Below are 12,282 nucleotides of genomic sequence, written 5' to 3'. Positions count from 1 at the left end.
GGCGGGTGATTACCGGTAACAAGACGAGTTACGGAGTGAGTGAATGGAAACCTTTGGCATTATCGGGATGGTGTTCGGTGTGCTGGGATTCGTGTTCGGGGTGAATGCCCTGGCGAAGGTCTCCCGGCTGGAAAAGCAGCTTCAACAACGCGGGGACGACAACGCCTAACCCAATGTCAGGAACGGCACCAAGGTCACCAGGATCAGCACACTGACGGCAATCACTACGCCCAGCACACGGACGGGGTGCTCGCGCAGTCGCTGGCCCAGCGTCGGCGCAGTGCCATTGCGTTGCGCCTCTTCGTAGCGCTGGCGTTCGCGCAGGGCGCGTTCCTGCTGATAGGTTTCCATCAATGCCTTGGCTCGCTGGCGCTCTTCGGGATCGGTGAGCCAGATACCCCCGGAGGAAATGCCCCACAGGCTGGGAGTGGTTTCATAGAACGCGATGCGATGCTCGTTGAGCAGGGCGCGCACTTCCTCGGCTTCGTCGTCCGGTACCTGTCGCAGGTTGAGTAGCAAGGTGGTCATGAAATCGCTCTGATTGGGGGGGCGTTAACCGGGCCTAGTGTAGCGAAGCGGGGCGGGCTGTGTCGCCCGGGGTGATGGGCGTTGCGGTTTGGCCTGTTGGGCACTTTCATGGTTACATCGATCAATGTCATGGTTGGGCCGATCGGTGACACGCCAGCAGGAATCCCCTGCGCCTCGCGCTGCCGCCCATTACCCACCACCAATCACTCAGGGGAAGCCAATGAAAGCCGTTGTTTGTCATCACGGTCAGTTGAATGTGCAGGAAGTGGCCGAGCCGGAGCCCGGCAAGGGGCAGATGCTGCTCAATGTGCTGCGCTGCGGTATTTGCGGGTCGGACCTGCATGCCCGTGATCACGCGGATGAACTGGCCGACGCCACCCAGCGGGTGGGTTATGACAAGATCATGCGCAGTCAGGACCAGGTGGTGCTGGGCCACGAATTTGTAGGGGAAATTGCCGACTACGGGCCGAAGACACACCGTCGCTGGAAGGCTGGCGAGCGGGTCGTTGCGATGCCGCTGATGCGTGCCGGTGGCGAGGCGCACCCTACCGGGTTGTCCACCTGTGCGCCGGGGGCCTATGCCGAACGGATGGTGGTGGAGCAGTCGCTGACTTTCCGCGTGCCCAACGGGATTTCCGATGACCATGCCGCCCTGACCGAGCCCATGGCCGTGTCGTTGCACGCAGTGAACCGCTCAGGTGTGGGCCGCCGCGATACCGCCATCGTGATCGGTTGCGGCCCCATTGGTCTGGGGGTGATTGCCATGCTCAAGGCCAAGGGGGTACGGCATATTGTGGCCAGCGATTATTCGCCGACCCGCCGTAAACTGGCCCGAGCCATGGGCGCCCATGTGGTGGTGGACCCCTCAGAGGGCAGCCCCTACGAAGGCTTGGCCAAACGTGGCTTTGTGGTCAATGCGCCGCAGCTGTTTGATATGGCCCTGGATGGCATGTCCATGTTGCGTCTGACGCCGTTCCCCTGGGAGCCGTTGTGGCGGGCAGCGGAGGTGGCGGGGGTGACAGAACCCAAACGGCCCGTGATTTTTGAATGTGTCGGGGTGCCCGGCGTGATCAACAGCATTATCGATGAAGCGCCGTTGCGTTCCTGTGTGGTGGTGGTCGGGGTCTGCATGAAGACCGACAACTTTGTGCCGGTGAATGCCATCAACAAGGAAATCGATCTGCGTTTCGTGCTCGGCTACATGCCGATCGAATTCCGCGATGCCTTGCACATGATTGCTGAGGGCAAGGTCAATGTGGAGCCGTTGATCACCGGCACGGTGGGGCTGTCCGGGGTGGATGACGCCTTTACGGCCCTGCGTGACCCGGAACAGCACGCCAAGATCCTGATTGACCCGCGCAAGGCGTGACGGACCCCGTCACGCCCGTTCCTGGTTTTTTCCTTCCGGCCCGTTGGCAGCCTTGCCTGCCCGGGCCTTGCTGGAGACATAGGGAGCCTCTAAATAACTCCTTGCGTGCTCAGTCTTTCAGGCTGGTTCGCAATCTAGGCGCGATTTTGAAGGTGTATGTCCATCCATCGAAAAAGCGCAACAACGAGTGCGGGCCAGCCTGAAAGACCCGAAGGGCGCGGCCTGGAGCGCACATCTGCTGCGCCTTGCCTCTAGGAAAGGGAACCACCCTTACCGTCGAGACAAGACACAACAGCTGCACGCTCCAGGTCACGCTGAGCATGCAAGGAGTTATTTAGAGGCTCCCTGGTTCTCCGGCGGTTCTTCATAGATGCTCTGGTAGCTTACGTTAACGATGGACTCGGAGGTTTTCGGCAGCAGGTAGTACATGGCCAGCGCGCCTTTGCCGAACACCCCTAGCTTGCGTTTGTTCTGGGTGACGATCACATCCAGCATCCATTTCACGGCCGTTTCCGGCGACATCACCGGCATGTATTGGTAGATCTTGGTTGGCGCAATCATGGGCGTGCGCACCAGCGGGTAGTTCAGTGAAGAAAACCGCACCCCGGTGTGGGCGAACTCGTTGGCGGCCACCCAGGTCCAGCCTTCCAGGGCCCACTTGGAACCCAGATAAGCAGAGAACCGGGCGGGGTTTGCCTGCACGCCGACAGTGGACACATTGATGATGTGGCCTTCGTTGCGAGCTTCCATGCCGGGCAACAGGTTCATGGCCATGCGGATTGACGCCAGGTAATTCAGTTGCAGTGTGCGTTCGTAATCGTGAAAGCGGTCGTAAGTGAATTTGATGGAGCGGCGGATGGAGCGTCCGGCGTTGTTGATGAGGATGTCCACGCGGCCGTGATCCTGCTGTGCCTGCTCGCAAATTCGGTCGCATTCTTCCAGATTGGTGAGGTCGGCAGGGTACACCCCGGCCTTGCCGCCACTGGCCTGGATACGCTCGGCAATGACATTCAACTTGTCCCGGTTCCGGGCCACCAGCAACACCGTGGCGCCTGCCTCGGCCAGTTTTTCGGCGACCCCTTCACCAATGCCGGAGCTGGCGCCGGTCAACATGACGACTTTGCCACTCACCCGTCTGCGTAGAGCGGTGCCGGGCTGAATCACGCTGCGGGTATTCCAGGACCAGTGGTCCCGCAAGCGCGAAAAATAGGGGCGGATGGTCGGGAGTCGGAACTTCAATTCGCTGGACATGATCGGGGTGCTCTGGCTTGTCGTTGCAGATAGGCTTACATCTTAACCTGAGCATATACTCGGAAAAACTCGGGTTTTCGCTGCAGCAAGAACGGGGGAAGAATGGCCGCTGATCATCGTCAACATACTGTTTTTAAAATGAAAAAAGAGCCCCGCCAGGCACGGTCGCGAGCCTCGGTAGAGGCCATGCTGCAAGCCTGTGCTCGGATTCTGGAGCGCCGTGGGTACGCGGGGTTAAGTACCAATGCGGTGGCAGAGGTGGCCGGGGTGAGCATCGGTTCGGTGTATGAGTACTTTCCTGGCAAGGAAGCCATTGTGGCGCGGCTGGCAGAATCGTTGCTGGCGGAAACCACCGACTTGTTGCAAGGCCGTTTGGCCATGACCGACCAGCGCAGCGAGTTGAACGTGGCCATGCGCCATTTTCTTGGTGCACTGCATGCGCTGATGCACCAGCATCGCAGACTGCTGCGGGTATTGGTGTTTCAGGTGCCGTACCTGCATCAATTGCCCGCCACTCGCAAGCTGCAGCAGGAACTGCAAACCGTATTGCAGGAGGGGTTAAAGCGAACCCACGAGCAGTATCGGGTTTCCGTGTCGCCCACCACTCTGTATTTGATGTCCACATCGGCAGCGGGAACCCTGATGCACATGGTGCTGATGGCGCCGCCGTCTATGGGGGCCGAGCCAGTACTTGATGCTTTGTCGCAAAGGTTGACGCAGTGGTTGGTCTCGATGCCGGCAAGCTGAGGTCGACATTCCCGTGTATTGCCAAGGGGGGGTTACAGATAGAAACGAAAATTAACCCAAGTGAGTTGACCCATATGGGTTAATGGAAATATGTTGCTGCCTGAGATGTCCCGCGGCGGCTGCCGGGGACGCAAAGAACAACAACTCAGGAAACGCGCATGGCAATGATCAAACGACGGGTATTGGCTGTGGGGCTGGTGGCTTGCGCCTCACTAACCGGTTGCGGAGGATCAGACTCCTCGGGTGAAGCTACAAGCTTAGCTCAGTCTGATCAGGTACAAAGCGAGGGTTCCGCAGCTGTTCCTTCGGTTCCAGTTCCGTTGACGGGGTTTTGTGAGGAAATGATGATGGACTTTTCCCCGTCACCGTCTGTTGTCGTCACTGAGACCCCGGGTGCACTGAAGCATCTGGTGAAACAGCAGACGAGCACCCCCTTGTCGCTTTTCAGCCAGGTCAATCTGGCTTCACGCTCCCCCGCGATACAGGCAAGCGAAGTGATTCCGCGTGGGCAGGGATTTGGCACGATTCACGGGAATGTGATCAATAATGATCAGGTGGACCTGATTATTCCGGGGAATCTGGAGCTTCAATGGACGGTAGAAAGCCAGCTCTATCAGCCCGAGGGAGTCACATCGGGTGATCAGGGATACTACGGCACCCATGTGTTCCCCGTAGGCGGCACGGACATTGATTTTTCCATGATTGCGCTGGACAAGGTATCAGGAGCGCGCCGTTGGGTCGTGAGGCCTGGCCAGATTGGTCAGGGTGGCACGCCAATGGTGCTCAATGACATGCAAAACGCAGGTAAGGTGATTTACTCCGGAGGGCTGCGCGGGGTGTTTGCCGTTACTGAAAAGGGTGAGGTGCGTTGGTGCACCAACACCGGGTTTGGCATTGATACACCAGCAACCTCGGACTTTGATACACATATCAAGAAACGGCTATGGGGGATCAACTATCACCAGCCAACCGATAGCGTGATCGCTGTATACGGTGATGGTACGGTCCTGGCTTTCGCTCGCGAGACTGGAGAATTACGCGCGCAATACCGTGTCGAGGGGGATCCCTCTGTTGATAACACGGGGCTTAATCTACCTGAACCGATCCTTGAGGGTGCAGAGAAGGCCATCCGGAAACAGTTTGTTCCGGAAGGCGCGAACTTGCCGGAAGATGCCCGCATCTTTGACACAATTATCGCGGTGGCGCTTGGCGGCGACATGGTGGTTAGCAACTACTATGCGACCGACCCGGATTCTGATCGTATCTGGGTTGCGGCTACTTTGCCGGACGCAGCGGATGGTATTGAAGACGGGGTCGCACGTTTTGGTGCTTTGCACGCACTGACCCTTACTCGTGAGGGCGATCAATTCAGTTTTGAAACAGAGTGTGCTGTCCCGTTTGAGGGAGGGTCGGCTTCGACTCCCGCTGTGCTGCCCGGAGGGGACCGCATTTACACTTCTGACAAAGACGGCAATGCACTGGCATTTGATCAGCGATGTGAGTTGGTGTGGTCAGTCAATGTGGGCGATCAGATTCTGGGTTCGCTGGCTGTTTCGCCATACGACAACTACGTTTATGCGTCTACGGGATCCGGGGTATTCCAGATAGTTGATCATGGCAACAGTGCTGAGTTGGGCTGGTCAGCCAATCTGGATGGTGTTTTCTACGGGGGCGCGGCACTGCTGCCCGTCGCGCAACTGGTTAGCTCCGCTCTTGCGGAAGCCGGATTGTCGGTTCCCGTTCAGCTTCAGGCATCGAATATTGAGATTTCCACTGTTGCTGAAAATGCATTGGTGTTGATTGCCGGGTTGGGTTTTCAAATGGACCCGCAGCGCAGTGAAGTCTTTGCGCCTTTGGTTATGTCAGTGACCATGATCGACCGCATGACCGGGGAGGTAATTAATTCCACCCCGGCACGAGAAGAATCCATTGCTGTTATCGGTATTGATAACGATGGCAGCGTCGTGATTGGTAACTCGCCACTGCGTCGTGGTGCAGTGGTTGGAGTAACAGAAATTCTTGGAAACGGCCTTCTTGGCGAGGCGCTGGCAGATCTGCTGCCCCCTTTGACTGGAGGTGTCACCAAGTATGCTCCGTCATCGCGTTTCGATCTCGCAGCCCGTGATGCGGTGTGCTACGCGGTCCGGAAAGTGCTGGCATGGGAGGTTGGCCGTGACAGCGCTGGATACACATGGCTCGACTCTCCTGAGGCATCGTCTTATCAAGCACTGACCGGGCAGGCGGTGGAGATGTTAGGTCTTGCCAGGGCAGTAGGTGAAATCAGCAGCGACACTTATGCGGGGGTCAGTTATTTAATCAGTGATGCACGAGAGTCGGCGTTAACAGGGGATTTTCGTGCTGCCCACTCAGTTTTAAGAGAGGCGTGTCAACAGCTTGACTGATTCTGGATTCTTTTTGCCCTGCGTAAGCAGGGCTTTTTTTGCCTGTGAGTGCATGGTTGCCTGATCTATACTGACCGGGTGTTTGCAGTCTGGCTGAATCAATAATGAAGCGTTCCTCCCAGGAGAGACCGGGTGATGAAGTAGCAACCCGTCTGGTAAAAACTGCCATCGCGTTGTTTGGTGAAAAAGGGACCAGTGTGTCCCTGAGAGAAGTTCAGCGAAAAGCTGGCGTGCTCAATGAGGCGGCGATTCGCTATTATTTTGGCAAGCGGGAGGCGTTTGTTGAGGCATGTATAGAAGATGTCGCTGCCCGGTTTTTGGTTGTCACTGAGCAGCAATGGCAAACCTTTTCCGAGAAACAGTCCCGCCGAGCCGTGACGGTGCGGGATGTGTCCATGGTATTGGTGAAATCCCTTTACCTGTTCTTGCTGCAGGATCGCGCCAGTGTCTGGTTTATGGCCCGGATGATTCGCGAGGAGGGCGACTTTGGGCAAGATCTTCTGATCCGTTACTTCGGCGAGTTTATCTGGCGATTGGAAGCGGAAATTCGAGAAGTGGTTCCGGATAAGCCCAGGAAACTGGTTCGAATGCACTTGTTTCTTGCCATTAATAGCTCTCTTAACGGCATGGTCGATCAAGGGTTGCTTTGGCGCTTGCCTGATCTGGATGGCAATGAGGGCGGTTTCAGGTTGGACTTCGATGAATTCGCCAAGGGATTTATTGCATACGTTTCTGCAGGGATAGAAGCCAAGTAAGGGCTAATAAGAGTGATTCGGTCTTGATGCGCAGAAAAATGATAACTTTCCCGAAATTCATATAAAACGATTCTGGAGGCCGGTGGAACAGGCCGGTAGTGTGGCGGTGTTCAGGTTCAGGGAGGCAGACTCCGGGGGGAAGGTGCCTCCCTGCCTGGGCAGCTTCTGTGTCTTTCCTGTCTTGTTTCCTCACAGCCTCGTCCCCAAATAGCAATACACTACGCTGCACTGTTCAGGTGCTGCGGTTGTTGCTGTCGAGGTTGGCGATGACGAATACGTTGTTAATCAAACCTGCGGCCACGCGCCTGCAATTCTCTTCGAACCGCGGCGGGGCTCGTCACCGGGTCCGGTATGTGGAAAGTTCGGCGCCGCCGCCGGGACAATGTGGACTGTGTGTCGGGTCGCTTGCAGATCAGCCGGGCCGGCCAGGTGTGTCGTTCCGTGGGGTACGATTTTGTGGTCCGCTCACGGTGGGTAGTTTTTTGCCTTTGCCGGGCCTAACGGTGAAGCGCGTGCGCGATGAACGGGAGTGAGTATGAAAGAGCTGGAACAGGCCGAGGACGATTTCGCCCACAAGGCACTGGTGGAGGCGATTGAAAATCAGATTGCAGAGGGGCACCCCCGTGAGGCGGGCCTGGTGATGATGGCGTTGACCTCCAAAGGGATGGACCACGAGGAGGCACTAACGGCCATGGCTGATGTGCTGGCATCACATATCGCCCGGAGTGATGAAACTGGCACCGGCTTCGACGTGAATGCCTACGCCGCGGATTTGCTTGCCTTGTCGTAGTCCGAAAACCCGGCTTGTTGGCTACCAGGGAATATCGCTGCCGTCCCAGGCGACGAAACGGCCATGATCGTTTTCTCCTGCACCATCGATGATGGCAGCGAGTTGGTGTGCTGATCGTTCGGCCGAGAACAGCTTTCCTTCGGGGACATTGCGTTGATAGGGCTGCGACAGAGGAGTGTCGGTGGTGCCGGGATGCAGTGCCAGCACGGTCAGATTTGGCAGTCGGCGCCGGGTCTCGATTGCCAGGGTACGTAACAGCTGATTCTGTGCGGCCTTACTGGCGCGGTAGCTGTACCAGCCGCCAAGATGGTTATCCTGAATGCTCCCGACCCTGGCCGAGAGACTGGCAAACACGGTGCGTCGCTTGCTGTCGAGCAAGGGGAGCAGGGTGCGCGCCAGCAGAATGGGACCAAAGGCGTTGACCGCGAAACTGCGTTGCAGTGCCTTGAGCGAAATATCTTCCAGCCTTTTTTCCGGGGTCAACGACTGCGCTGGATCATGGAGCATACCCGCGCACTGGATGATGTGATCAGGAATCTGATTGTTGGTTCGCAAGCAGGTTGCCAGATCCTCAAGCTGTTGTTCGTCGGTGATATCCGCATCATGAATGTGCAGGACAGGCCCACCTGTGAGATGTTCGGACTGAAGTTGCAATAGCACCTGACAATGGCTGGCACGACGCGCCACAGCGATCACCGGACTGCCCTGTGACAGCCAATACCTCACAAGAGCAAGGCCGATGCCAGAGCTTGCTCCGGTAATCAGTCGGCTGATGGGGGAAGGCGTAATGGCAGACATTCCGACAGTATGCGGCTGGCGCGACAATGCCCCGTGAAGGGGGTCAGGACATCACGAAGTGCTCGATACCGCGGTTGAGAAACTGTACCAGCATGCGATAACTGTCCAGGTCAAAACAGGGAGAATAGGGCAGGCTCAGGTCGTTGGGAGAAGGGGGCTGCTGCAGGGTGGTGAGATGGCACCACTGACGAATCAGATGATAGTCCTCTGCGTCGTCACTGCGCTCGCGGATCACCAGTGTGCCACGGTAAGGCCAGGCTTGAATCTGGTGGGCCAGCAAGGTGCCCAGCAGGCGCTGGTTATGCTGGTCCGCGGTTTCCTCGCCACAGCACGCGCCACGACAACGGCCCAATTGCCACGAAAAACACGCGCCCTGATGCCGCTCCAGGCCACAGATGGCAGGGCATAACTGGGCATCCTTCACCCATTTTTCCAATGCCTGATGTGCCTGGCGGGGGCTGCGATACAAACCAAAGCAGTCCTGTTGCCATAAGGGGTTGTTATCGGCGGGGCGAAACAGGCCGGGTACCAGAAACCCGTTTGGTGCGGGGTTCAGAACCCAGGTGTGCAATTGCCGGTAGCGTCGTTGGCGCCGATTGAAGATAGGCTGACGCTCCTTGATTTCACGGTTTTCCAGTAACAGGGCGCCCAGTTCGCCTGCGGTTACGGTGAAGTCCACCTGGTCTGTGAGGCCACACATTCTTCTGGCTCGCGGGCTGGGGTTGCTGGCCTGAAAGTGACTCCGCACCCGTTGACGAATATTGATACTCTTGCCGACGTAGAGAAGCTCGCCCTGGTTACCGAAAAACCGGTATACCCCCGGGGAGTCCGGTAGGTCCGTGAATGCTGGGAGAGAGTGCGGAGCGTGGCTGTCATGCATGACATCATTATGAAAAGTACTGGTTGAGGAAAGGGTGAAGGGGTGGCGCGGATGAATGCTCGGCAAGAGGAATGCTCTGGGGTTCTGGATCGGGGAGAGCCTGAGGATCTACTGAGCATGCGTGATGGCGAGCGATTCGCGATTCCCGGAGTGCGGGGCCGCATGGAAAAGCTGGCATTCGGCACTGGCCTGTTTCTGCATCTTGCTGAGCTGGAGGTTGAGCAGGACGCGTTTTTTGCGGTGGAAAACTATATGGCGCCGGGCTGGATCGGGGGCAGCTGGAATATTCTTGGCGAGTTGCAGGTGCAGCCCCCGGGAATGGCCCCGTTATCGTGCGGCGAATCGGATGCCTTGATCATGCGGGTGGATACCACCGGGACGCGGTATCTGTTACCCGCAGGGCAGTTGATTCGTCACATTGGTGTGACGTGCACGCTGGAGTCGTTGCATCAGCGTTTCAATGGAAACCTGCCGGCGGCGTTGGCGCCGTTTGTGCGCAATGATGACGACGTGGTGGATATGCGCGTCACAGAAGTGACCCCGCGAATGCGGAGCGTGGGGGCGGCCATGTTTGCCCGGCAATTGCACGGGGCGGGCCGTCGCTTCCAGTTGGAAGGGCTGGCGATCCTCTTCCTTTACGAGATTATCGACAGTTTTTGTGAGGGACTGGATGATGACAGCGAGGACTTGCCGGATTGGGAGCAGGTAGCGCTGGAGCGCATCATGGTGCGCATCCAGCAGGATCCGGGAGCCCCTTTGGTTGCCCGTCAATTGGCTGACGAAATGGGCATGGCGGAAACGCGATTGAATAGTCTTTTCAAGGCACGCACTGGCAAACGCTGTGCGGAGTTTATTCGTGCCGAGAGGATGGCTTTGGCGAGACGCTTGATCGAAGAAGGGGAGCTTGCCCTGAAACAGGTCGCGCTGCGGGCGGGCTTCAACCACGTCAGTAATTTCTCCCGAGCCTACAAGAGCTGGTATGGCGAAAATCCCGGGCGTGCGCAACGCCGGAGCTAGTTACTCCCCGAACTCTGAAAGTGCCACGCCCACCGTCACGGCGCCGATGGCGTTGCCGGCATCATTGCTGATGGTATAGCTGACCTGGATTTGCCATACCCCGGTTGAGTCATCATGCCGCACAGGGCTGGCGTAATAAGCTCCCGGGCCGGCCAGAAAGGTTTTCACCCACTTGGGCTCGTCCCCCTGCCACAGGTCTGTGGTGATGGCGCTCTGCCCGGCGTTGAGCCCTTGGTTATCCATCACGATGATTTCGGTGATCACTCCTTTCTCTCGAAGGTGCAAGGTACGCAGGAAATCGGAGAGGGGGGTTTCCATCATCAGGGTTATCAAGTCGGCGTTGGATTTGCCGTATTGTGCCCGCCATCGTTCGTCTAATGCCTGTATCTCGGCAGGGTCGAGTTGATGATTGAGGCGATTCTGTTCTTCCACCGCTGCAATCACGGTGGGGGCGGCGGCAATTTCCTTCGCTTTGGCCAGGCCGAAACGAAGGCTGTCCGGCCATGCATCCTGTGCCAGGCAGGCGCTTGCCAGCAGGAGCAGTATGAGGGTAGCCGTGGCTTGAAATCGCGTGATCACATGCCGGTGTTCGGTTGTCACTTTCCTGTACCTGTGTGCCTGGAGATGTGGGGCAGGTGATTATACCCCGGTGCCGGTTTCGGTTATTACAACATGGTCAGGGTCGGGGAAGTCTGTGCAGATTTGTTAACGTCAGGCGGATAGTGGCGTTATCGGGACGAGCCGTGATGGTGGCGGTGATGCGCGGATGTTGCTCTCTGATCTGTCGCCGGCGGCCCTGGAATAGGCCGCCGGTCGTCAGGGTGTCGCTGACTCAGGCCCAGTCACCCAGCCATTTCTTCTTGGCTTTTTCTACCAGGTCTCTGGCGTCGTGGTCCCAAGGGTGGAAGTTGGGGCTGTAGAATTTGAAGTAAGACGGTAGCAACTTCCTGAATACGCCAGGCTTGCCCCACATATAGTTCAGGGTGCTGGTCCATGCCTTCACATTGGTCAGTTGCCCTTCTTCGCGCATCAGCTGGGTCAGATGCATGGTGGTAAAGAACGGAAAGAGAACACTCACCAGCATCATTTCCGTGACCCGGGTGAATTCGCTGCCGCCGATGGCTTTGTAGACATCGAACGCTACCGCCTTGTGTTCGGATTCTTCCACTGCATGCCAGGCCCATACCGGTGCCATGCGCGGGTCCATTTCCTCCAGGGCGTCGTACTTGAGCAGGAACTCTTCGGCCATCAGGGCGGTGAAGTGTTCCACTGCGACGGTGTGGGCCAGCTGGCGTTCCGGGCTCAGTTTTTTGCGCATCAGGTTCATGAAATCGAGAATTTCCTTCTCTAACCGAGCCAGATTCACGCCCTTGTCCTGGAGGAAACCGTTCAGCATTTCATGCTCGCGGGAGTGGTGAGCTTCCTGGCCGATGAAACCCTTGATGGCTTTTTTCAGTTCCGGGTCGGTGATCTCTTTTTCGAAGTAACGCACGGAATCGATAAAGAACCGCTCGCCCGGCGGAAAACCGGCAGACATGGCGGCCAGCAGCAGGGTTTTAACCGGGTTGTTGTCCCACCAGTAGCGGGGCATGTCATCGCTGTTGCTGAACTCAAATTCCGGGCGACGCACCTGCGGGATCATGCCCTTGGGTGTCTTGCTGGCCACGGCACGGATAGCCCCGGCGATCCCCTTGCGTTTGCGGTTCGGTCCAATGGGAACAATGGCATTCATGGCTGTGCTCCTT

Annotated in this window: 13 protein-coding genes; 7 read left to right on the top strand and 6 right to left on the bottom strand. The window is 57.5% G+C overall.

The features are described 5' to 3' along the window. Window positions 1–43 precede the first annotated feature (43 nt). Window positions 44–169 carry a hypothetical protein gene (locus tag Q672_RS34385; protein WP_022984877.1) on the top strand — a complete coding sequence of 42 codons (126 nt, stop codon included), beginning with the start codon at window positions 44–46 and terminating at the stop codon, window positions 167–169. Here Q672_RS34385 and Q672_RS23380 read toward each other — a convergent pair. Next, window positions 166–528, bottom strand: a complete 363-nt coding sequence (locus Q672_RS23380; protein WP_022984876.1) for a DUF6164 family protein — start codon at window positions 526–528, stop codon at window positions 166–168. The two genes, Q672_RS34385 and Q672_RS23380, sit on opposite strands and share 4 nt — an antisense overlap. A 220-nt stretch (window positions 529–748) precedes the next feature. Here Q672_RS23380 and Q672_RS23375 point away from each other — a divergent pair, with 220 nt between their 5' ends. After that, on the top strand, window positions 749–1,897 hold the full coding sequence (locus tag Q672_RS23375) for a zinc-binding dehydrogenase (RefSeq protein ID WP_022984875.1): 1,149 nt from the start codon (window positions 749–751) through the stop codon (window positions 1,895–1,897). A 330-nt stretch (window positions 1,898–2,227) separates the two neighbouring features. Here the strand turns inward: Q672_RS23375 and Q672_RS23370 are convergent, their stop codons facing one another. Beyond that, window positions 2,228–3,148, bottom strand: coding sequence for an SDR family NAD(P)-dependent oxidoreductase (locus tag Q672_RS23370; RefSeq protein WP_022984874.1), 921 nt, complete (start codon window positions 3,146–3,148; stop codon window positions 2,228–2,230). A 138-nt stretch (window positions 3,149–3,286) separates the two neighbouring features. Here Q672_RS23370 and Q672_RS23365 point away from each other — a divergent pair, with 138 nt between their 5' ends. The 4 genes from Q672_RS23365 to Q672_RS23350 all read left to right on the top strand — a co-directional run bounded on the left by Q672_RS23365 (window position 3,287) and on the right by Q672_RS23350 (window position 7,842). After that, on the top strand, window positions 3,287–3,895 hold the full coding sequence (locus Q672_RS23365; protein WP_102792305.1) for a TetR/AcrR family transcriptional regulator: 609 nt from the start codon (window positions 3,287–3,289) through the stop codon (window positions 3,893–3,895). A 158-nt stretch (window positions 3,896–4,053) separates the two neighbouring features. Then, window positions 4,054–6,297, top strand: a complete 2,244-nt coding sequence (locus Q672_RS23360; RefSeq protein ID WP_152521818.1) for a hypothetical protein — start codon at window positions 4,054–4,056, stop codon at window positions 6,295–6,297. A 104-nt stretch (window positions 6,298–6,401) separates the two neighbouring features. Further along, window positions 6,402–7,052: a TetR/AcrR family transcriptional regulator gene (locus Q672_RS23355; protein WP_022984871.1), complete on the top strand. Its 651-nt coding sequence runs from the start codon at window positions 6,402–6,404 to the stop codon at window positions 7,050–7,052. A gap of 535 nt (window positions 7,053–7,587) precedes the next feature. Continuing rightward, window positions 7,588–7,842, top strand: coding sequence for a DUF1841 family protein (locus Q672_RS23350; RefSeq protein ID WP_022984870.1), 255 nt, complete (start codon window positions 7,588–7,590; stop codon window positions 7,840–7,842). A 21-nt stretch (window positions 7,843–7,863) separates the two neighbouring features. Here the strand turns inward: Q672_RS23350 and Q672_RS23345 are convergent, their stop codons facing one another. Both Q672_RS23345 and Q672_RS0117110 read right to left on the bottom strand, forming a co-directional pair. After that, window positions 7,864–8,640, bottom strand: a complete 777-nt coding sequence (locus Q672_RS23345) for an SDR family NAD(P)-dependent oxidoreductase (RefSeq protein WP_022984869.1) — start codon at window positions 8,638–8,640, stop codon at window positions 7,864–7,866. A gap of 43 nt (window positions 8,641–8,683) precedes the next feature. Further along, window positions 8,684–9,520 (bottom strand): GIY-YIG nuclease family protein, encoded by an 837-nt coding sequence (locus Q672_RS0117110; protein WP_081703621.1) that lies wholly within the window; start codon window positions 9,518–9,520, stop codon window positions 8,684–8,686. A gap of 51 nt (window positions 9,521–9,571) precedes the next feature. On the opposite strand from Q672_RS0117110, the gene Q672_RS23340 reads away from it, so the two are divergent. Continuing rightward, a complete protein-coding gene (locus tag Q672_RS23340; protein ID WP_052017487.1) occupies window positions 9,572–10,537 on the top strand; it encodes a helix-turn-helix transcriptional regulator in 966 nt (321 codons plus the stop codon). Here Q672_RS23340 and Q672_RS23335 read toward each other — a convergent pair whose 3' ends face one another. Together Q672_RS23335 and Q672_RS23330 are read right to left on the bottom strand one after the other, a co-directional pair. Continuing rightward, complete coding sequence (locus Q672_RS23335) at window positions 10,538–11,137, bottom strand: hypothetical protein (protein ID WP_052017486.1); 600 nt, start codon at window positions 11,135–11,137, stop codon at window positions 10,538–10,540. Between the two features lie 232 nt (window positions 11,138–11,369). Further along, window positions 11,370–12,269 (bottom strand): metal-dependent hydrolase, encoded by a 900-nt coding sequence (locus Q672_RS23330; RefSeq protein WP_022984865.1) that lies wholly within the window; start codon window positions 12,267–12,269, stop codon window positions 11,370–11,372. Between the last annotated feature and the right edge of the window lie 13 nt (window positions 12,270–12,282).

Source organism: Alcanivorax sp. P2S70 (assembly GCF_000475295.1).
GTDB lineage: Bacteria > Pseudomonadota > Gammaproteobacteria > Pseudomonadales > Alcanivoracaceae > Alcanivorax > Alcanivorax profundi.
The sequence above is the reverse complement of the archived record's forward strand: the minus strand, read 5'-3'. Positions and strand labels throughout refer to the sequence as shown.

Excerpts from the sequence above, each read along its gene's own strand:
- Q672_RS23375 (WP_022984875.1), top strand. The coding sequence starts at position 749 with ATGAAAGCCGTTGTTTGTCATCACGGTCAGTTGAATGTGCAGGAAGTG.
- Q672_RS23355 (WP_022984871.1), top strand. The coding sequence starts at position 6,402 with ATGAAGCGTTCCTCCCAGGAGAGACCGGGTGATGAAGTAGCAACCCGT.
- Q672_RS23350 (WP_022984870.1), top strand. The coding sequence starts at position 7,588 with ATGAAAGAGCTGGAACAGGCCGAGGACGATTTCGCCCACAAGGCACTG.
- Q672_RS23330 (WP_022984865.1), bottom strand. The coding sequence starts at position 12,269 with ATGAATGCCATTGTTCCCATTGGACCGAACCGCAAACGCAAGGGGATC.
- Q672_RS23365 (WP_102792305.1), top strand. The coding sequence starts at position 3,287 with ATGAAAAAAGAGCCCCGCCAGGCACGGTCGCGAGCCTCGGTAGAGGCC.
- Q672_RS23345 (WP_022984869.1), bottom strand. The coding sequence starts at position 8,640 with ATGTCTGCCATTACGCCTTCCCCCATCAGCCGACTGATTACCGGAGCA.
- Q672_RS34385 (WP_022984877.1), top strand. The coding sequence starts at position 44 with ATGGAAACCTTTGGCATTATCGGGATGGTGTTCGGTGTGCTGGGATTC.
- Q672_RS23360 (WP_152521818.1), top strand. The coding sequence starts at position 4,054 with ATGGCAATGATCAAACGACGGGTATTGGCTGTGGGGCTGGTGGCTTGC.
- Q672_RS0117110 (WP_081703621.1), bottom strand. The coding sequence starts at position 9,520 with ATGCATGACAGCCACGCTCCGCACTCTCTCCCAGCATTCACGGACCTA.
- Q672_RS23340 (WP_052017487.1), top strand. The coding sequence starts at position 9,572 with ATGAATGCTCGGCAAGAGGAATGCTCTGGGGTTCTGGATCGGGGAGAG.
- Q672_RS23370 (WP_022984874.1), bottom strand. The coding sequence starts at position 3,148 with ATGTCCAGCGAATTGAAGTTCCGACTCCCGACCATCCGCCCCTATTTT.
- Q672_RS23380 (WP_022984876.1), bottom strand. The coding sequence starts at position 528 with ATGACCACCTTGCTACTCAACCTGCGACAGGTACCGGACGACGAAGCC.